The organism is Rhizobium sp. TBD182 (genome assembly GCF_001950375.1).
Classification (GTDB): domain Bacteria; phylum Pseudomonadota; class Alphaproteobacteria; order Rhizobiales; family Rhizobiaceae; genus Agrobacterium; species Agrobacterium tumefaciens.
In genome coordinates this window covers 206,252-230,100 of the sequence record NZ_BDLN01000004.1, presented here as the reverse complement: position 1 = coordinate 230,100, position 23,849 = coordinate 206,252, and the positions used below count along the sequence as shown (strand labels likewise).

Annotated in this window: 23 protein-coding genes; 14 read left to right on the top strand and 9 right to left on the bottom strand. The window is 58.6% G+C overall.

Annotated elements, in window-relative coordinates:
- Nucleotides 1–28: 28 nt before the first annotated feature.
- Nucleotides 29–2,722, bottom strand: a complete 2,694-nt coding sequence (acnA, locus tag T18_RS15235) for an aconitate hydratase AcnA (protein WP_003516634.1) — start codon at nt 2,720–2,722, stop codon at nt 29–31.
- 272 nt (nt 2,723–2,994) lie between these two features.
- On the opposite strand from acnA, the gene ccmA reads away from it, so the two are divergent.
- The 5 genes from ccmA (at nt 2,995) to T18_RS15205 (ending at nt 6,114) form a co-directional block, all read left to right on the top strand.
- Nucleotides 2,995–3,636 (top strand): heme ABC exporter ATP-binding protein CcmA, encoded by a 642-nt coding sequence (ccmA, locus tag T18_RS15230; RefSeq protein ID WP_038492420.1) that lies wholly within the window; start codon nt 2,995–2,997, stop codon nt 3,634–3,636.
- Between the two features lie 202 nt (nt 3,637–3,838).
- Entirely contained in the window at nt 3,839–4,498 is a 660-nt protein-coding gene (ccmB, locus tag T18_RS15220) for a heme exporter protein CcmB (RefSeq protein ID WP_003516632.1), read from the top strand.
- Nucleotides 4,499–4,572: 74 nt separating this feature from the next.
- A complete protein-coding gene (locus tag T18_RS15215) occupies nt 4,573–5,334 on the top strand; it encodes a heme ABC transporter permease (protein ID WP_019566029.1) in 762 nt (253 codons plus the stop codon).
- Nucleotides 5,335–5,338: 4 nt separating this feature from the next.
- Complete coding sequence (ccmD, locus tag T18_RS15210) at nt 5,339–5,512, top strand: heme exporter protein CcmD (RefSeq protein ID WP_003516630.1); 174 nt, start codon at nt 5,339–5,341, stop codon at nt 5,510–5,512.
- Nucleotides 5,509–6,114: a DsbE family thiol:disulfide interchange protein gene (locus tag T18_RS15205; protein ID WP_013636917.1), complete on the top strand. Its 606-nt coding sequence runs from the start codon at nt 5,509–5,511 to the stop codon at nt 6,112–6,114. Before ccmD ends, T18_RS15205 begins: the two co-directional genes overlap by 4 nt.
- A gap of 18 nt (nt 6,115–6,132) precedes the next feature.
- Here T18_RS15205 and T18_RS15200 read toward each other — a convergent pair whose 3' ends face one another.
- From T18_RS15200 to T18_RS15170, 7 genes are all read right to left on the bottom strand, one after another.
- Nucleotides 6,133–7,320, bottom strand: a complete 1,188-nt coding sequence (locus T18_RS15200) for a GGDEF domain-containing protein (RefSeq protein ID WP_038492424.1) — start codon at nt 7,318–7,320, stop codon at nt 6,133–6,135.
- Nucleotides 7,321–7,441: 121 nt separating this feature from the next.
- On the bottom strand, nt 7,442–8,038 hold the full coding sequence (locus tag T18_RS15195; protein WP_003516627.1) for a DUF2585 domain-containing protein: 597 nt from the start codon (nt 8,036–8,038) through the stop codon (nt 7,442–7,444).
- Nucleotides 8,035–8,685 (bottom strand): septation protein A, encoded by a 651-nt coding sequence (locus T18_RS15190; protein ID WP_003516625.1) that lies wholly within the window; start codon nt 8,683–8,685, stop codon nt 8,035–8,037. Before T18_RS15190 ends, T18_RS15195 begins: the two co-directional genes overlap by 4 nt.
- A gap of 2 nt (nt 8,686–8,687) precedes the next feature.
- Nucleotides 8,688–10,118 carry a signal recognition particle-docking protein FtsY gene (ftsY, locus tag T18_RS15185; protein WP_038492427.1) on the bottom strand — a complete coding sequence of 477 codons (1,431 nt, stop codon included), beginning with the start codon at nt 10,116–10,118 and terminating at the stop codon, nt 8,688–8,690.
- Nucleotides 10,119–10,148: 30 nt separating this feature from the next.
- Nucleotides 10,149–11,423 carry a tRNA (N(6)-L-threonylcarbamoyladenosine(37)-C(2))-methylthiotransferase MtaB gene (gene mtaB, locus T18_RS15180; protein WP_038492430.1) on the bottom strand — a complete coding sequence of 425 codons (1,275 nt, stop codon included), beginning with the start codon at nt 11,421–11,423 and terminating at the stop codon, nt 10,149–10,151.
- On the bottom strand, nt 11,420–12,322 hold the full coding sequence (dapF, locus tag T18_RS15175) for a diaminopimelate epimerase (protein ID WP_038492432.1): 903 nt from the start codon (nt 12,320–12,322) through the stop codon (nt 11,420–11,422). The genes mtaB and dapF overlap by 4 nt, the downstream gene beginning before the upstream one ends.
- Before the next feature lie 121 nt (nt 12,323–12,443).
- Nucleotides 12,444–13,559 carry an MBL fold metallo-hydrolase gene (locus T18_RS15170; RefSeq protein ID WP_038492435.1) on the bottom strand — a complete coding sequence of 372 codons (1,116 nt, stop codon included), beginning with the start codon at nt 13,557–13,559 and terminating at the stop codon, nt 12,444–12,446.
- A 282-nt stretch (nt 13,560–13,841) separates the two neighbouring features.
- Between T18_RS15170 and ffh the strand changes: the two genes are divergently transcribed.
- The 5 genes from ffh to trmD all read left to right on the top strand — a co-directional run bounded on the left by ffh (nt 13,842) and on the right by trmD (nt 17,618).
- Nucleotides 13,842–15,413, top strand: a complete 1,572-nt coding sequence (gene ffh / locus T18_RS15160; protein ID WP_003516616.1) for a signal recognition particle protein — start codon at nt 13,842–13,844, stop codon at nt 15,411–15,413.
- 11 nt (nt 15,414–15,424) lie between these two features.
- Nucleotides 15,425–15,742, top strand: a complete 318-nt coding sequence (locus T18_RS15155; RefSeq protein ID WP_013636924.1) for a chorismate mutase — start codon at nt 15,425–15,427, stop codon at nt 15,740–15,742.
- A gap of 33 nt (nt 15,743–15,775) precedes the next feature.
- The gene (gene rpsP / locus T18_RS15150; protein WP_003516612.1) at nt 15,776–16,153 is read left to right on the top strand and encodes a 30S ribosomal protein S16; all 378 of its coding nucleotides are present in this window, start codon (nt 15,776–15,778) and stop codon (nt 16,151–16,153) included.
- 204 nt (nt 16,154–16,357) lie between these two features.
- On the top strand, nt 16,358–16,924 hold the full coding sequence (gene rimM, locus T18_RS15145) for a ribosome maturation factor RimM (RefSeq protein ID WP_003516610.1): 567 nt from the start codon (nt 16,358–16,360) through the stop codon (nt 16,922–16,924).
- A gap of 4 nt (nt 16,925–16,928) precedes the next feature.
- Nucleotides 16,929–17,618, top strand: a complete 690-nt coding sequence (gene trmD / locus T18_RS15140) for a tRNA (guanosine(37)-N1)-methyltransferase TrmD (protein WP_038492438.1) — start codon at nt 16,929–16,931, stop codon at nt 17,616–17,618.
- On the opposite strand, the gene T18_RS15135 is transcribed toward trmD, so the two are convergent.
- Nucleotides 17,615–18,361, bottom strand: coding sequence for a sulfite exporter TauE/SafE family protein (locus T18_RS15135; RefSeq protein WP_038492441.1), 747 nt, complete (start codon nt 18,359–18,361; stop codon nt 17,615–17,617). The two genes, trmD and T18_RS15135, sit on opposite strands and share 4 nt — an antisense overlap.
- A gap of 267 nt (nt 18,362–18,628) precedes the next feature.
- Here T18_RS15135 and rplS point away from each other — a divergent pair, with 267 nt between their 5' ends.
- The 4 genes from rplS (at nt 18,629) to T18_RS15115 (ending at nt 23,604) form a co-directional block, all read left to right on the top strand.
- The gene (rplS, locus tag T18_RS15130; protein WP_003492508.1) at nt 18,629–19,168 is read left to right on the top strand and encodes a 50S ribosomal protein L19; all 540 of its coding nucleotides are present in this window, start codon (nt 18,629–18,631) and stop codon (nt 19,166–19,168) included.
- 249 nt (nt 19,169–19,417) lie between these two features.
- Nucleotides 19,418–21,154, top strand: a complete 1,737-nt coding sequence (locus tag T18_RS15125) for a type I secretion system permease/ATPase (RefSeq protein WP_038492444.1) — start codon at nt 19,418–19,420, stop codon at nt 21,152–21,154.
- On the top strand, nt 21,147–22,460 hold the full coding sequence (locus tag T18_RS15120; RefSeq protein WP_038492447.1) for an HlyD family type I secretion periplasmic adaptor subunit: 1,314 nt from the start codon (nt 21,147–21,149) through the stop codon (nt 22,458–22,460). Before T18_RS15125 ends, T18_RS15120 begins: the two co-directional genes overlap by 8 nt.
- Before the next feature lie 181 nt (nt 22,461–22,641).
- A complete protein-coding gene (locus tag T18_RS15115; RefSeq protein WP_003516601.1) occupies nt 22,642–23,604 on the top strand; it encodes a hypothetical protein in 963 nt (320 codons plus the stop codon).
- Nucleotides 23,605–23,849 lie beyond the last annotated feature (245 nt).

Sequence of the window (23,849 nt, the reverse complement as noted above, 5' to 3'; positions counted from 1 at the left end):
CCGGCGTCCTTTGTTGGTCTGAGCTTTGTCAGGCAACCAGATCGCGAAGAACCGTCTGCAGAATGCCGCCATTGTTCATGTAGATCACTTCATCCAAGGTATCGATGCGGCATAGAAGCGGAACTTCCTTCACCGAACCGTCGCTGTAGGTGATCTTGGCGATCTTCTTTTCACGCGGCTTGATTTCACCTTCGAGACCATCGATCTCGACGACTTCATCACCCTTGAGATCAAGGCTCGCCCAGGTCGTGCCTTCCTCGAAGACGAAGGGAACGACGCCCATGCCGACGAGATTGGAGCGGTGGATACGCTCGAAGGACTGTGCGATGACCGCCTTGACGCCGAGCAGGTTGGTGCCTTTCGCCGCCCAGTCGCGGGAAGAACCGTTGCCATATTCGACACCGGCGAAGATGACGAGCGGAACGCCCTCCGCCTTGTACTTCATGGCAGCGTCGTAGATCGACATCTCTTCCTTCGACGGATAGTGGATGGTGTAGCCACCTTCCTTGCCGTTCGGGCCGAGCATGTGGTTGCGGATGCGGATATTGGCGAAGGTGCCGCGCATCATGACTTCATGGTTGCCGCGACGCGTACCGTACTGGTTGAAGTCGGCAACGCCCACGCCGTGCTCCGTCAGATAGGCGCCGGCGGGCGAAGCAGCCTTGATCGAACCGGCCGGGGAAATGTGGTCGGTTGTGATCTTGTCGCCGAAGAGACCGAGAACGCGGGCGCCCTTGATGTTCGTAAGGCCCGTACCGGTCTTGCCCATGCCCACGAAGTAAGGTGGGTTCTGAACATAGGTCGACTTGTCGTCCCAGGCATAGGTCTGGCCCGGGGGAACCTGAACGGCCTGCCAGTTCGCGTCACCCTTGAAGACATCAGCGTACTTCGATTCGTAAAGTTCGCGGGTGACGTATTTCAGGATAAATTCCTGGATTTCCTGCGAGGTCGGCCAGATATCCTTGAGATAGACCGGATTGCCGTTCTGGTCGTCGCCGATCGGCTCCTTCGTCAGGTCCTTCTGGACCGTGCCGGCAAGCGCGTAGGCCACGACGAGCGGCGGCGAGGCGAGATAGTTCGCCTGAACATCGGGCGAGATACGGCCTTCGAAGTTGCGGTTGCCGGAAAGAACGCCGGCCGTGATCAGGCCCTTGTCGTTGATCGTCTTGGAGATCGGTGCGGGCAGCGGGCCGGAGTTGCCGATGCAGGTGGTGCAGCCGAAACCAACGAGGTTGAAGCCAATCGCATCGAGATCCTTCTGCAGACCCGACTTGTCGAGATATTCGGCAACGACCTGCGACCCCGGCGCCAGCGAGGTCTTCACCCACGGCTGGGACTTCAGACCCTTGGCAACCGCGTTGCGGGCGAGAAGGCCGGCAGCGATGAGAACGGAAGGGTTGGACGTGTTGGTGCAGGAGGTGATGGCGGCAATTGCCACATCGCCATGGCCGAGATCGAACTCCTCGCCCTCAACCGCATAGCGGCTGTGGAGTTGGCCGGGCTTCTTGTAGTCGTTCTCGAGAGCCGTCGCGAAATTCGGTGCAATGGTTTCGAGCGGCAGACGGCCTTCCGGACGCTTCGGACCGGCCATGGATGGCACGACGTCGCCGAGGTCGAGTTCAAGGGTGTCGGTGAAGACGAGGTCGGAACCGTCGCCGGTCCGCCACATGTCCTGTGCCTTCGAATAGGCTTCGACAAGCGCGATACGGTCCTTGGTGCGACCGGACATGGTCAGATAGTTGATGGTCTCGCCATCAACCGGGAAGAAGCCGCAGGTAGCGCCATATTCCGGACCCATATTGCCGATGGTGGCACGGTCGGCCAGCGTCATCGAATCGAGGCCGGGGCCGAAGAATTCGACGAATTTGGAAACCACGCCCTTCTTGCGCAGCATCTGCACGACGGTCAGCACGAGGTCGGTCGCAGTCACGCCTTCCTTCACCTTGCCGGTCAGCTTGAAGCCGATGACCTCAGGCAGGAGCATGGAGACAGGCTGGCCGAGCATCGCTGCTTCAGCCTCGATACCGCCAACGCCCCAGCCGAGAACGCCAAGACCGTTGATCATGGTGGTGTGGCTGTCGGTGCCGACGCAGGTATCCGGATAAGCGATCGTTTCGCCGTCCTCTTCCTTGGTCCAGACGGTCTGGCCGAGATATTCGAGGTTGACCTGGTGACAGATGCCAGTACCGGGCGGAACCACGCGGAAGTTCTTGAATGCCTGCTGGCCCCACTTCAGGAAGCGGTAACGCTCGCCATTGCGCTCATATTCAAGCTCGACGTTTCGGGCAAACGCAGTCGGCGTGCCGAATTCGTCAACGATAACAGAGTGGTCGATCACGAGGTCGACGGGAACGAGCGGATTGATCTTTTCCGGGTCGCCACCGAGCGACACCATGGCATCGCGCATAGCGGCGAGATCGACCACAGCCGGAACGCCGGTGAAGTCCTGCATGAGAACGCGGGCGGGACGATAAGCGATTTCGTTTTCGGTCAGGCCCTTATTGTTCAGCCACTCTGCAACGGCCAAAATATGCTCCTTGGTGACGGACTGGCCGTCCTCGAAACGAAGCAGGTTTTCCAGAAGAACTTTCATGGAATAGGGGAGCTTGGAAACGCCCTTCAGGCCGTTTGCCTCAGCCTTGGGAAGGCTGAAATAGACGTAGTCCTTACCATCAACGGTAAGGACGGAACGACAATGAAAACTGTCGAGTGATTTGGGCATGGATAAAAAACCCCGCTTACTCTGATAGCCAACACGTGCGTGCGGACACCTATGCACTCATGCACATCAGGATGCGGGTACGACCATTTCCGCTGTCCGCACGTGAAAATTGCTCCTCGCAATCGTCAAGTCCGGCGCAAGATGATGTTCACGCCGGCCGCTGGCGTGGTTGACACCCATATAGATAATTTCTCAGAAACGTGCCAGACCATTCAGGAAATCAAATCGATTTTTTTATGCGAGACGATGAAAATCTTATACGGAAACGCAGCATGGATTTGACGGCGGAAAATCTTGGCGTGCGACGCGGCGAAGATTTCATATTCATGAACATTTCCTTCAAGTTAAGTGACGGCGAAGCGCTGGTGCTGACCGGCCGCAACGGCTCGGGAAAATCCACGCTTCTGCGCACTGTGGCCGGCCTGCTGCGCCCCGAGCAGGGCTGGGTAAAGATAGCCGGCAAAGGAATAGAAGCGGACATGCGTCCATCGGAGGCCTGCCATTACCTCGGCCATCGCAACGCAATGAAAACGGAACTGACGGTTTCGGAGAATCTGCGGTTCTGGAAAGACTTTCTCGGTGACTTCGCCGGCGGCGCCGGTGTCGATATCGATGAGGCGGCAGACATCGTCGGCCTTGCGGGCATCACCCACCTGCCCTTCGGTTACCTATCCGCAGGCCAGCAGCGACGTTTTGCCATGGCAAAGCTTTTGATCGCGTGGCGGCCGGTGTGGATTCTCGACGAGCCGACAGCGGCGCTCGACAAAGCAGCGGACGGCATGTTTACGGATCTGGTCAAGAGCCACCTGAGGAGAGGCGGCATCGTCATGGCTGCGACCCATCAGCCTCTTGGGCTCGACAATGCGCGGGAATTGCAGATGACGGGCTTTGCAGGTGTGGAGGCTTGGGCATGAGGGCTATGCGCGGGGGGTATACCCCCCTCTGCCCTGCCGGGCATCTCCCCCACAAGGGGGAAGATCAGCAGGAGGCACCTTCGCCGCTCCATCCGAAAACTGCGCGACGGGCGAAATCTTGCCGCAGATCGATCTCCCTCCCTGTGGGGGAGATGCCCGGCAGGGCAGAGGGGGGTGAAGACCCACGCACGGAGCACTCCCAATGACCGCCCTCTTCCTCCGCGACCTGAAACTCTCCATCCGCGCCGGCGGTGGCGCGCTGATCGGCGTCTTGTTCTTCATGACCGTTGTCGCCGTCATCCCCTTCGGTGTCGGGCCTGATCTCAATCTGCTTGCACGCATCGGCCCGGCCATCGTCTGGATCGGCGCGCTGCTCTCCACCCTCCTCGGCCTCGACAGGCTGTTTCAGGCAGAGCGGGATGACGGCTCGCTAGACCTCATACTCATGCAGGAAAACCCGCTTGTGCTGACCGTGCTCGTCAAATGCCTGGCACATTGGGTGGGAACGGGTCTGCCACTGGTCATCGCCTCGCCGCTCATCGGCCTGTTCATGAATATGGACGAAGTGGCGATCGGCGCGGTGATGCTCACACTCCTTGTCGGATCGCCCGCCATTACCTTCATCGGCGCGGTGGGTGCCGCTGTCGCCGTTGCCTTGCCGCGCGGCGGCCTTCTGGTCTCCATCCTGGTGCTGCCATTGGCCATTCCGGTTCTGATCTTCGGCGTCAGCGCGTCCTATGCGGCGGTGCAGGATCCGGCACCCTTTCTGCCGCCCTTCCTCATTCTCTGCGCGATCACGTTATTTTCAGCCGTGACCGGTCCTTTCTTTGCCGCTTTGGCATTGCGCAATGTTATGGATTGATGAAACCGCAATTGCCGATCTACGATTGACGGCGATCAATTGCGGGGCAGCCATTCTCGGGTTACACAAACGGCATGAACGAGCAGACTTTCACCATCACCAAATTCAGCGATCTCGCCAATCCCACGCGGTTTCTGGCGCTCTCGGCACGCATTCTGCCCTGGCTTGCGGTCCTGACGGCACTGGTGCTGGCCGCCGGTCTCTATCTGTCTTTCACGACAGAGGGCGACTACCAGCAGGGTTATACCGTGCGCATCATGTATGTGCATGTCCCGTCCGCCTGGCTTTCGATGATGTGTTATACCGTCATGGCGGTCTCAGCGATCGGCACGCTCGTCTGGCGTCATCCGGTTGCGGATGTCAGCCACAAGGCGGCCGCACCCATAGGCGCTGCCTTCACGCTGATTGCGCTTGTTACCGGCTCGCTCTGGGGTAAACCCATGTGGGGAACCTGGTGGGTATGGGACGCGCGGCTGACGTCCGTCTTCGTGCTTTTTCTGATGTATCTTGGCCTGATAGCGCTCAACCGCGCCATGGACGACCCTTCCAGAGCCGCCCGTGTCAGCGCCGTGCTCATCCTCGTTGGTTTTGTGAATATTCCCATCATCAAGTTTTCAGTTGAATGGTGGAACACGCTTCACCAGCCGGCAAGCGTCATCCGCATGGGCGGCTCGGCAATCGATTCGGAGTTTCTCTGGCCGCTTCTGACCATGGCGATCGGCTTCACGCTACTGTTCTTCACGTTGCACATCGCCGCAATGCGTAACGAAATCTGGCGCCGGCGCGTGGCAGCCCAACGGCGGCTTGCCGCCCGCATGGCAAACCGGGAGGCATGACAACATGACACACGCCTTTTATATCGGCATGTCCTATGCGGCGACCGGCCTTGTCGTCCTCTGTCTCATCGCCTGGGTCATTCTGGATGGTCAGGCGCGCAAACGGGAACTGAAAGAACTGGAAGCATCCGGCGTGCGCCGCAGGGCAAAAGCCGCTTCTGCGGGTGAAACCCGATGACGCAGGCCAGCCAGGACCAGAACACCAAAGCCAAAAGCACGGGGCGCACACGATATGCCCTGGCGCTTCTGCCGCTTCTGCTTTTCGGCGGTTTTGCCATTATCGCCGGCAAGATGCTCTACGATCAGGACGTCAACGGGCTGGATATCAGCGCCATTCCATCGGCGCTCATCGGAACCAAGGCGCCCGCACTGTCGCTGCCGCCGCTGGAAGGCTCAAACCTGCCGGCCCTCAACGATGCCGCCGTCAAGGGTAAGCTGACGCTGGTCAACGTCTTCGCCTCCTGGTGCATTCCGTGCCGTCAGGAGCATCCCATCCTTCAGGAATTGGCGAAAGACAAACGCATCACCGTCGTCGGCATCAACTATAAGGACAAACCGGACAACGCGCTTCGTTTTCTCGGCGAACTCGGCAATCCCTTTGCCGCGATAGGCGTCGACCCGAACGGCAAGGCCGCGATCGACTGGGGTGTCTATGGTATCCCTGAAAGCTATCTGGTCGGCGCCGACGGCACGATCCTCTACAAAAAGGTCGGCCCCTTCGATGCCCGCAGCGTCGAGCGGGATTTATTGCCGGCGATCACCGCTGCGGCCGGAAAATAGCCCGCGCGCCGAACGATACTATGCCTTGGAAATCACCCTTAGCGACGGCCCTTCGGCTGTCGCCTGCAAACCCATTCCTTCAAGCACGACCTGATTGCGGCCACCACGCTTTGCCGCATACAGGCTGTCGTCAGCGCGTTTGATCGCATCGTGAATTGAATGATCTCCCCTCGCGACAGCTGAAACGCCGAAGCTTGCCGTGACCTTGGTGGACACGCCACGGCTACGCCAATCCAGCGACAGAAGGTTCAAACGCATGGCATTGGCAAGGTGACCGGCCGCGGCGGCGGTGTGGCCGGGCAGGAAAACCACGAATTCCTCGCCACCGAAACGCGCCACCAGAGCGTCGCTACGCGCGCTTTTCCTGAGAAGGTCCGAAAGGCCGATGAGAACGATATCACCGGCGGCGTGGCCATAGTCATCGTTGATACGCTTAAAATGGTCTATGTCGCACGCAATTACTGCGCCTATTGGTGTCCCGCTGCGAAAATCGGGAACGCGCCGGTCGAACCCACGGCGGTTCAGCACATCGGTCAGCGGATCGTGCTCAGCCGCTTGCAGGTGCCGGTCGACAGTCACGGAAATCTGGCTCGCAAGTACGGATAGCGCAAGCAGAAAGCCGAATATGCTCGCGGCAAGCTGCATGTAGAAAGCATAATCGGATTCGAAGAATTCACTGAGTTCGATCATCGAACCGTTCGGCGTCATCACCAGCAACATGCCGATGCGCACCAGCGTTTCGAGCACCACGAGTGACGCAATCGCCACCATCAGCCTGTCTGCAAGCGCCAGGGGTCGCTTCCGCACGATCCAGACCGGGATGGCGAGCAGCAGGGCGCAGACAAGATCACCGATGACCAGCTCACGTTTCAGATCCGGTGTGACGAAGACATGGAACGAGACCAGCAAAACCGCCGCAGCCACGATCGACAGTCGCGCCGTTGTATAAAGCGGCCGTCCGAAATGGGTGAGCAGCGCATGGCCGTAGAGAAAAAAGGCAGAGAAAAACAACAGGTTCGAGACGATCGCCTGTACTTCGAAGGGCAAGCCGCCAAGCACCAGAGGTGCGGCAAAACCAAACGCCGCCGAAAGATATCCGAAACCCCAATATCGCGCCGAAGCGTGGCCGGTCCTCTGCAGGAACAGGAATACCACACCGAATGTCAGCATGATGAAGGGGAGAAGGTAGGCGAAATTATCTTGCACAGTGTTCTGCCGGACGGAAAGACGAGCCTTTAAGCCCGGACACTACCGCAATGCCCTTAAGAAAACTTGCATATAACGCAGGGTTTTCGTGCCTTTCCGACGCACGTACGCGCAGATATCTTCACATTGGCGGGAGCGCGTTCTGCCATTGCTTGATCGCTTCGACGGGCCAGACAAGCATCACTACGTTCAGCGTCAGATTATCGCGGATCAGCCAGCCGGTGAAGATTTCAAAGAAGATGGCGATCACAACCGTCAGCCACACCGGCACGCGGGCGGCGAAGAGGAAACCCAGCGCCATGAAAACGGTGTCCATCGCGGAGTTCAGGATGCTGTCGCCGGTGTAACCCAGCGCCATGGTCGCCGTGCGGTAACGATCGATGATGAGCGGCGAGTTTTCGAGAATTTCCCACGCTGCCTCTATCAAAACCGCAAAAGAAAGCCGCATGGAAAGGGGTTTCTTGCGAAACAGCAGCCAGGCGAGCCCGTAAAACAGGAAGCCGTGGATAATGTGTGAGGGCGTGTACCAGTCGGCAAGATGCTGGGAATTGCCCGGCGTGTTCACACCGGGTTCGAACAGCTTCACATAACCGCATTCGCAAATGGGAATGCGGCCCATGGCATAGAGGATGACGATCTGCAAGAGAAGAAGTCCGGCGGCGACACCGAACCATTTGAACGAGCGCGGACGGGAAGCCGGCATCTCTGCAACTGTCATTTTTCGTCCTTGTTCAGCGGTTCGAGCGAATGACGCATGACGAGCGGCATTTGCGCCATGGTGAAGATGATCGTGATCGGCATCGTGCCCCAAACCTTGAACGCAACCCATGCGTCGGTTGAGAACATGCGCCAGACCACCTCGTTCAGCACGGCGAGAAAGAGGAAGAACACGCCCCAGCGCAGAGTCAGCTTGCGCCAGCCCTCATCGTTCAGCCTGAAGGCCGAATTGAAGACATAGCCAAGCAGCGACTGGCCGAAAAACAGGCCGCCCAGCAGAATGACGCCGAACAGCGCATTGACGATGGTTGGCTTCATCTTGATGAAGGTATCGTTCTGCAGCCACAGCGTCAGCGCACCGAACACGAGAACCACAATGCCTGATATCAGCGGCATGATCGGCAGCTTGCGTGTCAGCATCCATGAGACGGAAAGCGCAATTGCGGTTGCGATCATGAACAGGCCGGTGGCGATGAAGATCGGCCCGCCGAACTCCGTCAGTACCGGAAAAGTGGAGGCCAGCCATTCGCCGCGGGAATTGGCGAAAAAGAACACCATAAGCGGGCCAAGCTCGAGCACGAATTTCAGGAGCGGGCTGATTTCCGCCACCATCTTTTCGCTTTCCTTGGAATTGCTTTCAATATCCATACTCAAACTCCCGCAATGGCCTTGGCGAAATCTTCCGCCTCGAAGGGCTCCAGATCGTCCACGCCTTCACCCACACCAATGAAATACACCGGCAGCTTGTGTTTGGCGGCAATGGCCACGAGGATACCGCCCCGCGCCGTGCCATCCAATTTTGTCATAATCAGGCCCGAAACACCCGCAACATTGCGGAATATCTCCACCTGGTTCAAGGCGTTCTGCCCGGTCGTGGCGTCCAGTGTCTGAAGCACGGTATGCGGCGCATCGGGATCGAGCTTGCCGAGCACGCGCACGATCTTTTCCAGCTCCGCCATCAGCTCCGTCTTGTTCTGCAAACGGCCGGCAGTATCAATGATGAGCACATCGCTTTTTTGCGCACGCGCCTGCTCATAGGCGTCGTAAGCGAGACCCGAGGCATCCGCACCGAGCTTGGTGCCGATGAATTGCGAGCCGGTGCGATCCGCCCAGATCTTGAGCTGCTCGATTGCCGCCGCACGGAACGTATCGCCGGCCGCGAGCATGACCTTGAGGCCAGAGCCCGAGAGCTTGGAGGCGAGCTTGCCGATGGTCGTGGTTTTGCCGGTGCCGTTCACGCCGACGACGAGAATGACATGCGGCTTGTGTGAAAGATCGAGTTCCAGCGGCTTGGCGACAGGTTTCAGGACCTTGGTGATCTCACCTGCCATGATGCGCGCCACGTCCTCGCCGCTGACATCCTTGCCGTAACGTTCCGAAGACAGGGCGCCGGTGATGCGCATGGCGGTCTCGACACCCAGATCCGACTGGATGAGAAGGTCTTCCAGTTCGTCGAGCGTATCCTCATCCAGCTTGCGCTTGGTGAACAGCGCCGAAATCTGGGTGGTAAGTTGCGAGGAGGTGCGCGCAAGCCCGGCCCGCAGGCGCTGGAACCAGCTTAGCTTCGGCTGCGGTGCTTCGGCGACAGGCTCTTCGCGCTCGCTTGCCGACGCAAAACCTTTCGGCAAGATAGGCGAAACGGCAGGGGCCTCGACGGCACCGGCAGCCTCCGCCTCATCGAGCAGCGCATCCATCGCATCCGCATCGAGCACGGCATCTGCAGCTTCGGACAAAACCTCGGCCTGTTCTTCGGCGGCGGCTTCGGCCTGCAACAGCGACAGCGGAACAACGCCGATGTCTCCGGCCTGCTCGGCACCGGGCAGAAGCGGCGCGTCCTCTTCCTCCTGGTCATCGGAAAGGGCCGCATCGGCATCCGGAGCGGGCCCACCGGCCGTCTCGATCTCGAGTTCGGAAACAGGGTCTTTCTCGACAATGGGATGCGCTTCGGCTTCGCTCAGCGCCTCATCGAAAGAGACATTTTCTCTGGCGCGTTCAAGCGCGGAATCCTCTTGCGGCTTGCCGTCAGTCCCGGCCTTGTCCTTGCCGAAAGAAAAGACTTTTTTGATGAAGCCGAGGGCCATGGTCGTTCCCGTGTCTTTTCCTGTGCCGCTTCAGGCCGCGTCCGCTGCGAGAAGCTTCATGTTCAGATGTTTGCCGTTGTGGCCGGTAATCTCAACCTGCGCAAGAGTGCGCGGGAGAAGATCGGGCGCCGCCACCAGCGTGAAATTGTCGGTATGCGCAAAACCGGTGTTTTCAACGAGGATCGTTTGCGTCGAACCGACCATGTTTTGCAGATGCACGAGCCTGAGTGCCTCGCCACGTTCGCGAAGCCTCGCCGCCCGCTCCTTCACCAGCGCACGGTCGAGCTGCGGCATACGCGCCGCCGGCGTGCCGGCACGCGGGCTGTAGGGAAATACGTGCAGGCTGGAAATGCCGCATTCTTCCGCAAGCGTCGCGGCGTTTTCGAACATCTCTTCGCTCTCGGTCGGAAAACCGGCGATCATATCAGCACCGAATGCGATATCCGGCCGGAGGGACCGCACCTCGTGACAGAAACGGATGGCATCGGCCCGCAAATGACGGCGTTTCATGCGTTTCAGGATCATGTCGTCGCCATGCTGGAGGGACAGGTGAAGATGCGGCATGAAACGCGCCTCACCGGCAATCAGATCCATCAGATGGTGGTCAGCCTCGATGCTGTCGATCGAGGATAGCCGAAGTCTCAAGATTTCCGGCACCTGCTTCAGCAATGTTTTGGCAAGAAGCCCTAGCGAAGGTTCGCCCGGCAGGTCGGCACCGTAGCTGGTAGCATCCACCCCGGTCAGGACGATTTCGCAATAACCGCTTTCCACCAGCCTGCGCGCCTGCTCCACCACAGCGCCCATCGGCACGGAGCGGGAATTGCCCCGCCCATAGGGAATGATGCAGAAGGTACAGCGATGATCGCAGCCGTTCTGCACTTGAATGAAGGCACGGACATGCCCGTCAATGTGCTTGACCATCTGCGGCGCCGTCGCCTTGATGCTCATGATGTCGTTGACGCGCAGCTTTTCTTCCGCCGAAACGCCGAAATCCGGCAGTGCGCGATAGGAGGCGCTTTTCAGCTTTTCCTCATTGCCCAGCACCGCATCCACTTCGGGCATCTCGGCAAAGGTCTGTTTTTCAGTCTGGGCAGCACAGCCGGTCACGATGATGCGCGCATGCGGATTGTCGCGCCTTGCCCGACGGATGGCCTGGCGCGCCTGGCGCACCGCCTCGCCCGTCACCGCGCAGGTATTGACCAAGACGGCATTGTTGAGCCCGGCCTTTTCGGCCTCCGCCCGCATCACTTCCGATTCATAGGTATTGAGACGGCAGCCGAAGGTTATGACCTCGACGCCGCTCATATGGCCCCCTGCTCAGCCACGGCATCGCGCGACCAGGCGCCGTTGATGGGATCGACCATGCCGGACCATTCCCACTCGGCCGGCCCCGTCATGATGACGTGGTTGTCCTCGCGCCACTCAATTGTGAGCGGCACACGCACGGGGCTGGAGGCGACATCGATGGTGACCTTCCTGCCCGTGCGGCCGGTGCGCGCAGCGGAAACGGCAGCGGCACATGCGGCAGAACCGCAGGCGAGCGTCAGCCCGGCGCCGCGCTCCCAGGTGCGTGTGCGAAGCGCACTGTCGGAAATAACCTGCGCCAGCGTGATATTGGCCTTTTCAGGGAACATCGGGTGGTTTTCCAGAAGCGGGCCGAAGCGTTCCAGATCGAACTCCATCGGATCGCGATCCACCCAGAAAATGGCGTGCGGGTTTCCCATGGACATGACGGCGGGCGAATGCAGAATTGGCGCGTCGATCGGCCCGATCTGCAACTCGATGCGGCTGGTATCGTGGAACTCTTCAGAAAGCGGAATGTCGCTCCAGCGAAAACGCGGCAGGCCCATATCAACGGAAATCATGCCGTCTTCATGCTCAACGGCGTTCAGGATGCCCGCCACCGTCTGGAAGGTGAAGGTGGTCTTGCCGGTTTCAGAAGACAGTGCCTGCACCACGCAGCGCGTGCCGTTGCCGCAGGCCTGCGCCTTCGTGCCGTCGCAATTGAGGATATCGATGAATGCATCGGTGCCGCCGACACGCGGATCGTGGATCGCCATGATCTGATCGAACTGCGTGGCGGGATCGGCATTGAGCGCAATGGCCGCCGCAGGCGTCACCATATCCCTGCGGCCGCGCATGTCGACAACGAGGATCTTGTTGCCAAGCCCGTTCATCTTCGCAAATTCGACCGTATCCGCCATCGTACTGAACCTGAAAACTACCTGAAACCGGAATAAAGACGGGCTTTGCCCGCACTTTCGCTCTATATGGCGGAAAGGACGGCAAATTACCAGACTGTTGCGGCGCAAACCGCTGAGCCGCTCAGGCGGAAGGTACGTCGAAGACTTCGCCGGGCCGCATGGGCTGGAAGCGGCTCTGGTCTATCCCCTGCTCTGCAAGCGCTGCCTTCAGCGCGACAAGAGGAGCTTCGACCGCTTCATCGGTCAGTTGCACAGTGCCCCAATGATGGCCGCAGACATGTGCCGCACCGCAGATCTTCATGCCTTCCACGGCTTCAGCAGGGTTCTGGTGCTGGCCCTTCATGAACCAGCGCGGCTCATAGGCGCCGAAAGGCAGGTTGGCGAGACGGAACTCACCGTGTTTCTTGCGCGCGGCGTGATAATTGAGGCCGTCGTGGAAGCCGGTATCGCCGATATGATAAATCTTGCCATAAGGCGTTTCGATGACGAAGGCCGCCCACAGCGCCATGCGCCGGTCATTCAGCCCACGCGCCGACCAATGGTGGCACGGCTCGAAATGAATTTTGACCGAACCAATCTCAAGGACATCGCCCCAGTCCCCCACCTTGATGCGCGCTGCCTCGACGCCGGTGCGGATGATGGCGTCATTGCCAAGCGGCGTGATGAAAAGCGGCTTGTGCGCCACATGCAGGCGCTTCAGCGTTTCCATATCCAGATGGTCGTAGTGATTATGCGTCACCAGCACCAGATCGATAGGCGGCAAATCCTCAAAACGGATGCCCGGCGGGTTGACGCGTTTGGGACCGGCGAAGCTGAACGGGCTGGTACGCTGCGACCACACCGGATCGATGAGAATATTCAGCCCTGCCGTCTGGATGAGAAACGAGGCGTGACCGACGAAGGTGACGCGAATGTCCTTGCCGTCGATGCGGGGCTCCGGCTTTGCGAACGGAAACGGGCTGGGATAGTTTTCCGGCCACGTGGCGCGCTCGCCGTTGAAGCGCCATTTCAGGAGGCCCATGAAATTGCCGGGCGGCGAGCCGCCCGGATTGAAGAAACGCACCCCGTCGAAATGATCGGAGACCGGCCCACTATAATAGGCGCTGGCGTTAGAGCGGCGCGCAAACAGGCCGCCGCCCGCAAGAGCAAGCAGACCAAGTGCGGAAAAACGAAAGAAGTTTCGACGTTTCATGGGAAAGGTATAAGAAGCCAGGCGACGCCGTTCAAGCACCGCCATCGCAGCTTTCGTCTGATCACGTAAAGATGACAAGGCATGCTTTGCCGCATGAAAACCGGCACTGTCTTGACTTTCACGGCACTTTCCTGTTTATCGCGGCCAATCAGCTGGCAGTTTCACGACTCCAAGCCGCCGACCGGGACCCGCAAAGGTATAAAGAGATCCCGGAGGTCAACACCCGACAGCGCGATGCGCCCTCGGGTGCTTTTTGGCTTTGCGTCTTGTTTTTGGCAGCGAAAGCACCGACGTTTCGGAGATCCCGGAACGAAGAAGGAAGAAACGATGTTTGAAAACCTCCAGGACCGCCTTGGTTCCATTCTGAATGGACTGACCGGCCGTGGCGCGCTGACGGAAGCCGATGTTGCCGCCGCCCTGCGCGAGGTTCGCCGTGCGCTTCTGGAAGCGGACGTCGCGCTGGAAGTCGTGCGTTCCTTCACCGACAAGGTGCGTGAAAAGGCTGTCGGCGCAGCCGTTCTGAAATCCATCAAGCCCGGCCAAATGGTCGTCAAGATCGTGCATGACGAACTTGTCGAGATGCTCGGCACCGAAGGCGTCTCAATCGACCTGCATGCGGCCGCCCCCGTCGTCATCATGATGGTGGGTCTGCAGGGTTCGGGCAAGACCACGACCACAGGCAAGATCGCCAAGCGCCTGACCGACCGCGACAAGAAGAAGGTGCTGATGGCATCTCTCGACACGCGTCGTCCGGCCGCACAGGAACAGCTTCGCCAGCTGGGCGTGCAGACCGGTGTCGATACGCTGCCGGTCATCGCCGGCCAGTCGCCGACAGATATCGCCGCACGCGCCGTGCAGGCCGCCAAGCTCGGCGGCCATGACGTCGTCATTCTCGACACCGCCGGCCGCACCCATATCGACGAACCCTTGATGCTGGAAATGGCCGACATCAAGAAGAAGTCCAACCCGCATGAAATCCTGCTGGTCGCGGATTCGCTGACCGGTCAGGACGCCGTCAATCTGGCGCGCAATTTCGATGAGCGCGTCGGCATCACCGGTCTCGTGCTCACCCGTATGGATGGCGACGGGCGCGGTGGTGCGGCCCTCTCCATGCGCGCCGTCACCGGCAAGCCGATCAAGCTGATCGGTATCGGCGAGCGCATGAACGAACTCGACGAGTTCCATCCGCGCCGTATCGCCGACCGTATTCTCGGCATGGGCGACATTGTCTCGCTGGTCGAGAAGGCCGCCGAAAACATCGATGCGGAAAAAGCCCGCGCCATGGCCGAAAAGATGGCCAAGGGCAAGTTCGACCTCAACGATCTCTCCGACCAGCTTGCCCAGATGAAGAAGATGGGTGGCATGGGCGGTATCATGGGGCTGATGCCCGGCATGGCCGGCATGAAGGACAAGATGGCTTCCGCAGGCCTCAACGACAAGATGTTCGACCGCCAGATCGCCATCATCTCGTCGATGACCAAGGCCGAACGCGCCAATCCCGATATCCTCAAACACAGCCGCAAAAAGCGCATCGCCGCCGGTTCCGGCACCGATGCCGCCGAAATCAACAAGCTCTTGAAGATGCACCGTGGCATGGCCGACATGATGAAAGCCATGGGCGGCAAGGGCAAGGGCGGCATCATGAAGCAGATGATGGGCGGCCTTGCGGGCAAGATGGGGCTTGGTGGCATGATGGGCGGCGGCATGCCTGATCTGTCGAACATCGACCCGAAGCAGCTCGAAGCGCTTCAAAAACAGGCTGAAGCTGCCGGTCTTGGCAAGCCGGGCGCAATGCCCGGTCTCGGTGGTCTGCCCGGCGGGCTACCCGGTCTGGGCGGGACAAAGCTGCCGGGTCTTGGCGGCATGCCGGGCCTGCCCGGCTTCCCGAAAAAGAAGTGAGGGCGACGCCAGTGAACAACGCAGAAGTGAAAGCCCAGCTTTCCGAATACCGCCAGTCGATCGACAATATCGATGCCGCACTGGTTCACATTCTTGCCGAACGTTTCCGCTGTACCAAGGCGGTGGGCGTGCTGAAGGCAAAATACAATTTGCCGCCGGCGGACCCGGCGCGCGAGGAATACCAGATCGAACGCCTTCGCCGTCTGGCAAAGGATGCCAATCTGGATCCGGATTTCGCCGAGAAGTTTCTAAACTTCGTCATCAAGGAAGTCATCCGGCATCATGAAGCAATAGCCGCCGAACATGGCGGTAATGAAAAGACCGCCTAACCGGCGGACAAGCTATCTCAAGGAGTAAATAACATGGCACTTAAAATTCGTCTCGCACGCGGTGGTTCCAAGAAGCGCCCGTACTACCAGATCGTCGTTGCTGACGCCCGTTCGCCCCGCGACGGCCGTTTCCTCGAGAAGGTCGGTTCCTGGAACCCGATGCTCGCCAAGGACAACCCGCAGCGCATTGAGCTGAAGGCTGACCTCATCAAGGAATGGATCGCCAAGGGCGCACAGCCGACCGACCGCGTTCTGCGCTTCCTCGCAGAGGCAGGCCTTGCCGATCGCGCCGCTCGCAGCAACCCGGAAAAGGCATTGCCGGGCAAGCGCGCTCTGGAACGCGTTGCAGAAAAGAAGCAGAAGGCTGAAGACGCAGCTGCTGCCGCAGCAGAAGCTTCTGCTGCAGAATAATCTGCAATAGAATTTTAGAGAACGGGTGGCGTGGTTTTCCATGCCGCCCGTTTTTTGTTTATTTTGGTATCAACAAACTTTAGAGCGTCAGGAACTATGCTCTAACGCGTTGGATCTGCGCATCGTGCCCTGTGAAAATCGATTCCGATTTTCACGCTGATGCTGTAAACCAGACGCAACCAACACCAGAAGACGGACGGCCCGATGGCAAAGCTGGAAAACCCGATACTCATGGCAAAGATCGGCGGCGCACAGGGATTGCGCGGCGAAGTCCGCGTCAGCACCTATACGGACGAACCGATGGCGCTCGGGGATTACGGCAATCTGGTCAGCGCCGATGGCCGCGTCTTCGAAATTCTGGAAGTGCGCGAGGGCAAGAATGTGGTTGTCGTCCGCTTCAGGGGTATCAACGACCGCAATGCGGCGGAAAGCCTGAACGGGCTCGAACTGTTCATCGAACGCGACAATCTGCCGGATGACGAGCTGGACGACGACGAATTTTATTATGCCGACCTCGAAGGGCTGGAAGCCGTCGATGCCGAAGGCAAAAGCTATGGCGCCGTCAGCGCCGTTTACGATTTCGGCGCAGGCGATCTCCTGGAGCTGAAAGGTGCGGGCCGCCGTCCCGCCCTCATCCCCTTTTCGGAAGCAGCCGTGCTTGAAATCGATCTGGAGGCGAGACGCATTCTCATCGATCCCATGGCCGCTGGCCTGATCGACAATCCGGACGACAAAGACGAAACCGGCGCATCGCCTTTCGGCAAGAAATAAGGCCATGACGTTCAAGGCTACAGTTCTGACCCTCTACCCGGAAATGTTTCCCGGGCATCTCGGATATTCGCTGGCGGGCAAGGCGCTGGAGCGCGAGCAATGGTCACTTGAGGCCGTGCAGATCCGTGAATTCGCCACCGACAGGCACAGAAGCGTGGACGACACCCCGGCAGGCGGCGGCGCCGGCATGGTGCTGAAACCCGACATTCTGGCCGCAGCCATCGACCATGTTTCAGATGGAGATACGCGACCGCGTCTGCTGATGAGCCCGCGCGGCAAGCCACTGTCGCAGGACCGAGTGCGCGAACTGGCGGCAGGCGACGGCGCGATTATCGTGTGCGGACGCTTCGAAGGCGTCGACCAGCGGGTCATAGAGGCGCGCGGGTTGGAGGAAGTGTCGATCGGCGATTACATTCTCTCCGGCGGCGAGCCCGCCGCCCTGACGCTTCTGGACGCCATTGTCCGCATTCTGCCGGGCGTCATGGGCAACGATCTCTCAGGCGTGCATGAGAGCTTCGAGGGTGGGCTTCTGGAGCATCCGCACTACACCCGTCCGCAGGTCTGGGAAGGCCGCGACATCCCAGCCGTTCTCACCTCTGGCAATCACGCCGTCATCGACAAATGGCGGCACGAGCAGGCGCTGGCGTTGACGAAGGAAAGACGGCCCGACCTGCTGGAAAAGGCCAAGGTTTAAACCGAGAAGAAATAATAGGCCGTCAGCACCAGCCCGACGGCAATGACCAGCCAGCGGATGATCCACTGCGGCACCCGCCTTGCCGTGTGCACCCCCACATATCCGCCAAGCGCGGCCGCCGGGAACATGATGAGGGCGGCCCACCAGGAAACGACGCCGCCGCTGACGAAGATCGTAATGGCGATGATCGCGATCACCACCGAGAGCAGGTTCTTCACGGCATTCAGATGATGATAGCTGCCACCCGAGGTCATTCCGAGGATGGCCAGCATCATGATGCCCATGCCCGCCCCGAAAAAACCACCATAGATGGAGGCGAGCCCCTGAAAGAAGAGGCTCGGCACATTACCGGGTGAACGCTCGGCACTGGCCTTCGGTCGCAGCCACGGGCCAGCGGCGAAAACAACGGTTGCGGCCATAAGCAACCACGGCACAAGCTGGCGGAAGGAGGGGTTGTCGAGCGACAGGAGCAAAAGCGACCCCGCCAGCGCGCCGACGATGGAGACGGCCGACAGGAGGATCGCCTCGCGCCAGTGGGCGCGGATTTCAGGCCCGTAGGCGATCACGGAGGTGATGTAACCGGGAAACTGCACGATCGCCGACGTGGCATTGGCGACAATCGGCGGCAGGCCTGCAAGCGTCATCGCCCCGAAGGTCAAAAAGGTGCCGCCACCGGCGATCGCATTGACCACGCCAGATAGAAAGCCGGTCGCAAACAGCATCATGATAATAAGTACGGACATGGCCCCTCCCAAGGTTTTCATGCCATAACCGGGGAAACGCACCTTCGCAACAGCCCGTACGTCGCCCACAATTGATAAAATATTGTCATGAAGGGATGACAAATGGCGCTGCCTCGTGTATGTGCCCGCGTGGAATTGGGGTTTTCCCCTTTAACCGCAAGCAAAGAATGGCGAACCCGCTCCTGCCGCACGGCATGGTCTGAAGGCATTGACCGACAGACGAAACGTTGAGCGCTCTGGCTGTTTCAGAAGAAATCAGAGGTTAACATGACCAATATCATTCAGCAGCTGGAAGCCGAACAGGCTGCCAAGATCGAAGCAAAGCGCACCCTGCCTGAGTTTTCTCCGGGCGACACGCTGCGCGTCAACGTGCGCGTTACCGAAGGTAACCGTACCCGCGTTCAGGCTTACGAAGGCGTTTGCATCGCCCGTTCCGGCGGCGGCCTTTCCGAGAGCTTCACCGTTCGCAAGATCTCCTACGGCGAAGGCGTCGAGCGCGTATTCCCGATCTACTCCCCGCTGGTCGAAGGCGTTGAAATCGTTCGCCGTGGTAAGGTTCGCCGCGCGAAGCTCTACTACCTGCGCGATCGTCGCGGCAAGGCTGCCCGTATCGTTGAAAACACCGGTACGCGCGCCCGCAAGCTGAACGAATCCGAGCGCCAGGCAGTCGCCGAAGAAAAGGCACGTCTGGAAGCTGAAAAGGTAGCAGCAGCACAGGCTCTCGCCGCCGAAAAGGCAGCAGCCGAAGCAGCAGAAGCCAAGGCAGCGGAAGAAGCAGCAAAGGCTGCGGAAACTGCAGCGGAATAAGATTTCCATTTTGATGGATTTACGGAGAAGGCGGTCTTTGGACCGCCTTTTTTGTTGCATCGATGCGCCATAACACTCTGGTGGGCGACATAGCGTCACGTCCAGCCTTCGACCCCATCTCCGTATCGACAGATCAAGATCAAAGTCGTATTGCTACTTATCTCTTTGCCTAATTTATTTAGAACATTCTCTAATAGCATTGCCTAGTTTCACTTATTGTGCAATTTTCGCGCAGTTTTAGGTGTTGATATGTTTTTTTTTAATTCTTTTTTAACAAAAAATAAGCGCGCTTTCTTAGCTGTCGGCCTTGCCAGCGCACTCATGAATATTCTCAACCTTTCCGGCTCCCTTTTCATGCTGGAGGTTTATGACCGGATTCTGCCGAGCAAGAGTATTCCTTCTCTGGTCGCTCTCGTTGTTCTGCTGGTTATTCTCTATGCCTTTCTCGTCGGGTTCGATGCTCTGCGCGGCAGGATATTGGCTCGCATCTCGGACAATATGGACGACGAGCTCAATCAGAAGCTCTTCAGGGCATCAATCAGCGCACCACTTGCCGCCTACGGCAAGGTAGACGGGCTGCAGATCGTCGGCGATCTCGATCAGATACGTCAATTCCTGTCCGGGCCGGGACCAGCAGCTTTCTTTGATATTCCCTGGCTGCCCATCTATCTGCTGATCTGTTTTGCCTTGCATCCCTGGATCGGTTTTGCCGTGCTTGGCGGCGCCCTGGTCCTTGTCGTGCTGACGCTCGTAACCAACTGGCTGACCGAAAGGGCGACCAAACAGGCCTACACCGTGCGCGGACAGAGAAATGCACTCGTCGGCAGCAGCCAGCGCAACATCGAGTCCATAAGAACCATGGGCATGATGAATGCGGTGACGTCGATGTGGGACGATCTGCACTCCAATTACCGCGCCGTCACACTCTCGACGTCGGACACGGCGGGCATGCTCGCCGCGATTTCCCGAACATTCCGCCTTTTGTTACAGTCGGGTGTGATGGCAATCGGCGCCCTGCTGGTTATCGAGGGGCATGCGTCAGCGGGTAGCATCATCGCAGGCTCCATCCTCTCGGCCAAAGCGCTGGGCCCTGTCGAACACGCAATTGCAAATTGGCGCAGCTTCATGACTGCGAGACAGGGCTGGAAACGCATCAACGAGTTTCTCGAACTCGTACCGGAACCAGCACAGCCGCTTTCCCTGCCGCCACCGAAATATACCGTTGCCATCGATCGCGTGACCGGCGGTCCGCCCAATGGTGCGCGAGATACCGTGGCCGATATTTCCTTCACGTTGAACGCGGGCGATGGCCTTGGCATCATTGGGCCGAGCGCTTCCGGTAAATCCACGCTGGCACGTTTGATAACCGGTATCTGGCCCTATGAGCGCGGCTCCGTGCGCTTCGATGGGGCCGCACTGAACCAGTGGGATTTCGAGGTTCTCGGTAAATCCATCGGATACATGCCCCAGCAGGTGGAGCTGATGCCAGGCACGGTCGCGCAAAATATCGCGCGCTTCGACCGTGACGCAACGGCGGAAGCCATCGTTTCGGCAGCCAAGGCCGCTCAAGTTCATGATCTCATCCTGAACCTGCCCAACGGTTACGACACCTATATCGGCGACCGAGGAGAGGCATTGTCAGGCGGGCAAAAACAGCGCATCGGCCTGGCGCGGGCGCTTTTCGGGGAGCCATTCTTTGTCATCCTCGATGAGCCGAACTCCAATCTGGACAGCGAAGGCGAGGCAGCCTTGCGCAACGCCATTGGCGACATAAGGGCGCGAGGCGGCATCGTGGTCGTCATTGCCCATCGCCCGAGCGCCATCGAAAGCGTCAATCTCGTGATGGTGATGAGCAACGGCCGCATGCTTCGCTTCGGCACCAAGGAAGAGGTGCTTGCGCAAATCCTGCGTCAAAATATTCGCCAGGTGCCGGAAACAGAAGAAGAAGTACGTAAGCTGGAAAGCCGGGTGGGTGAAAATGGTTGAGGGAGAAAAAACCGGCGTGACGAAAACATCTATCGTCAAACACTCAACCGCCGTAGTCGTTCTTGCTGCCGGCCTTCTTTTCGGCCTGGGTGGCTGGGCGGCTCTCGCGAAGCTTTCGGGGGCGGTCGTCGCCACGGGCCGGGTCGTTGTCGAAGGCAACTCCAAGAAAATTCAGCACCTTTCCGGCGGTATCGTCAGCCAGATCAATGTTGCGGAAGGTGACACGGTGGAGGCCGGTCAGGTTTTGCTGCGGCTGAGTGGCACGATCGTTCAGGCAAACCTGTCCATTGTCGAAAATACGCTCGCGCAGCTTTATGCACGCCGTGCGCGTCTGCGTGCCGAAATCTCCGACGCCACCTCTTTCATAACGCCGGAAGATCTGGCCGTCTTGACCAATTCGAAAGCTGCCAAAACATTCATCGACAGTGAGCAGAACCTTTTCAACAGCCGTCGCAGTGCACTGATCGGCATGAAGAAGCAATTGGTAACGCGCAAGGATCAGCTAGCCGATGAAGCGCGGGGCATGGACGTGCAGATTGAGGCGACCAACAATGAACTTGCTATCGTAAGGGAAGACGTCTCAAAGACACGGGAGCTGTATGCCAAGGGGCTTGTAACGCTTCAGCGCCTCAACCTTCTCAAGCGGCAGCTTTCCAATCTCGAAGGTCAGCAGGGCCAGTATATGGCCGCGCGTGCGCAGACGGTAGGCAAGCTGAGCGAAATGGACTTGCAGTCGCTTCAGCTTGACGAGGACCGCAAGTCCGAGGTCACTAAAGATCTGACCTCAATCGAAGCCACCGTTGCGGAATACGAGGAACGGCTTGCGGCAACACGCGACCAGCTCGACCGCCTCGATATTCGCTCGCCGATTGCGGGGCGTATCTACCAGCTGTCGGTACACAACATAAACGGCGTCATCCAGCCGGGCGAAGTGCTTATGCTGGTGGTGCCGGCAAAGGAAGATCTTGCAATCGACGCCAATGTTCTTCCAAACGACATAGACCAGATCTATGTCGGGCAGCCAGTGACCATTCGCTTCACGGCTTTCAATCAGAGCACGACGCCGGATGTAAGCGCTGAAGTCGCAGTCGTCGCCCCGGACTTGCAGACAGATTCCCGAAGCGGTGCGTCATTTTACGCACTGCGCATCAAGCCGAGCAAAACTGGAATGGACCATATACCAGGTGGACGGTTGTATCCGGGCATGCCGGCCGAAGTCTTCATACAGACAAGCGAAAGAAGCGTTCTTTCCTATTTTGTCAAACCGTTCCAGGACAGGCTTAGAAAGACGTTCCTGCAGGAATAAAAGACTTTCATTACATGCTTTCTTAGAAACGATTCGCAAATACACCAAGAGCGAGAATTTTTCCAAAAAAAAACAATTTCTCATATTGTCTTGCCATTTATAATGTACTAATTATCACCCGCAATATTTATTAAATTTAATTTCGATACATCGAATTCTCAAAAATTTATAGGAGAGTAAAATGGCGTTAAAAGTAACTTTTGGTAATGGCGGCGCGGCATCGGTTTCGTCGCTCACCAGCCTGATCGATCAGGAAGCATATAAGCTTCTCACGGAATCCACAGCACAGGTCAAAAACGGCTCTACGCTCGATTCAGGCGCTGTCAGCGTTGGCGCTGTGGCGGTTGCCGGTACCGGTGCTGGTGGCACTGTCGATGTCGGCTACGACCCCAACGCAAACGGCTTCACATTTGACGTATCCTCGGCATGGAATTCGGTGAAGAACGCTCTCGCCCAGTCTGACACCTCTGAAAACCTTAAGTTCAAGGATTTCGTACAGGTAGACGTTCACCTCGGCGGCACCGGTTCGTCCACCGTTGAAGTTCTCAATGCCAAGCGCGGTAACATCACGACCGGCGCAGGCAACGACACGGTTACCGTATCTGTCGTTTCGAACGAAAAGACCTGGGTCAACAATTTCAACATCGACACCGGCGCAGGCAACGACACGATCACCGTCAAGGCCGGCGCTGCCTTCAATGACACGTCGGCTGCGGGCACGGGCGGTCTTGCCGCCAATACCGGCGCTGTGAATGGTGGTGCTGGTGTCACCGACGGCAGCTACACCTCCGTCAAAATCGATGCCGGTGCGGGTAACGACTCTATCGACCTGAGCGGTGTAAAGCTCGCTTCGTCGCTGGTCACCGGTGGCAAGGGCATCGACCACATCATCGCAAGCGGTGGCGCCGATACCTTCGTCTTCAATCTGGGTGACATGGCGAAGAGCTTTGCCACAGATACCATCGAAGGCTTCAACGCCTCCATGGACAAGCTCAAGCTGGTCGGTACAGTGATCGATAACTGGGCGGTTTCGACCTTTGATAACGATACCGTCCTCAGCTACAACGTTACTGGCGAGCACAAGGGTGAGAAGATCATTCTCTCCGGCGTTCACCTGACCGGCAGCGATTGGTTCACGGCGTAATTTCTCTCGAAGAGAATTTCATCGGTTACCGTTTAAATGGATCATGGCCCGGACATATCCGGGCCATGATTTTTTACATATGCGGCGGTTCGGAAATTATACCTGCGCTTCGCAATCTTGCAGATCAGGCGGCCTCGGCCTGATTGCCCATTTTTCTCGCCGCGATGATGACGAGCACACCTGCCAGCGCAAGGCAGAAGGCAAGGAAGAACATCGGCGCAATGGTGCTGCCGGTCTGGTCCTTG

Bases quoted from the DNA above. Each gene is read 5' to 3' on its own strand.
- acnA (WP_003516634.1), bottom strand. From the start codon at position 2,722: ATGCCCAAATCACTCGACAGTTTTCATTGTCGTTCCGTCCTTACCGTT.
- ccmA (WP_038492420.1), top strand. From the start codon at position 2,995: ATGGATTTGACGGCGGAAAATCTTGGCGTGCGACGCGGCGAAGATTTC.
- ccmB (WP_003516632.1), top strand. From the start codon at position 3,839: ATGACCGCCCTCTTCCTCCGCGACCTGAAACTCTCCATCCGCGCCGGC.
- T18_RS15215 (WP_019566029.1), top strand. From the start codon at position 4,573: ATGAACGAGCAGACTTTCACCATCACCAAATTCAGCGATCTCGCCAAT.
- ccmD (WP_003516630.1), top strand. From the start codon at position 5,339: ATGACACACGCCTTTTATATCGGCATGTCCTATGCGGCGACCGGCCTT.
- T18_RS15205 (WP_013636917.1), top strand. From the start codon at position 5,509: ATGACGCAGGCCAGCCAGGACCAGAACACCAAAGCCAAAAGCACGGGG.
- T18_RS15195 (WP_003516627.1), bottom strand. From the start codon at position 8,038: ATGACAGTTGCAGAGATGCCGGCTTCCCGTCCGCGCTCGTTCAAATGG.
- T18_RS15190 (WP_003516625.1), bottom strand. From the start codon at position 8,685: ATGGATATTGAAAGCAATTCCAAGGAAAGCGAAAAGATGGTGGCGGAA.
- ftsY (WP_038492427.1), bottom strand. From the start codon at position 10,118: ATGGCCCTCGGCTTCATCAAAAAAGTCTTTTCTTTCGGCAAGGACAAG.
- mtaB (WP_038492430.1), bottom strand. From the start codon at position 11,423: ATGAGCGGCGTCGAGGTCATAACCTTCGGCTGCCGTCTCAATACCTAT.
- dapF (WP_038492432.1), bottom strand. From the start codon at position 12,322: ATGGCGGATACGGTCGAATTTGCGAAGATGAACGGGCTTGGCAACAAG.
- T18_RS15170 (WP_038492435.1), bottom strand. From the start codon at position 13,559: ATGGCGGTGCTTGAACGGCGTCGCCTGGCTTCTTATACCTTTCCCATG.
- ffh (WP_003516616.1), top strand. From the start codon at position 13,842: ATGTTTGAAAACCTCCAGGACCGCCTTGGTTCCATTCTGAATGGACTG.
- rpsP (WP_003516612.1), top strand. From the start codon at position 15,776: ATGGCACTTAAAATTCGTCTCGCACGCGGTGGTTCCAAGAAGCGCCCG.
- rimM (WP_003516610.1), top strand. From the start codon at position 16,358: ATGGCAAAGCTGGAAAACCCGATACTCATGGCAAAGATCGGCGGCGCA.
- trmD (WP_038492438.1), top strand. From the start codon at position 16,929: ATGACGTTCAAGGCTACAGTTCTGACCCTCTACCCGGAAATGTTTCCC.
- T18_RS15135 (WP_038492441.1), bottom strand. From the start codon at position 18,361: ATGTCCGTACTTATTATCATGATGCTGTTTGCGACCGGCTTTCTATCT.
- rplS (WP_003492508.1), top strand. From the start codon at position 18,629: ATGACCAATATCATTCAGCAGCTGGAAGCCGAACAGGCTGCCAAGATC.
- T18_RS15125 (WP_038492444.1), top strand. From the start codon at position 19,418: ATGTTTTTTTTTAATTCTTTTTTAACAAAAAATAAGCGCGCTTTCTTA.
- T18_RS15120 (WP_038492447.1), top strand. From the start codon at position 21,147: ATGGTTGAGGGAGAAAAAACCGGCGTGACGAAAACATCTATCGTCAAA.
- T18_RS15115 (WP_003516601.1), top strand. From the start codon at position 22,642: ATGGCGTTAAAAGTAACTTTTGGTAATGGCGGCGCGGCATCGGTTTCG.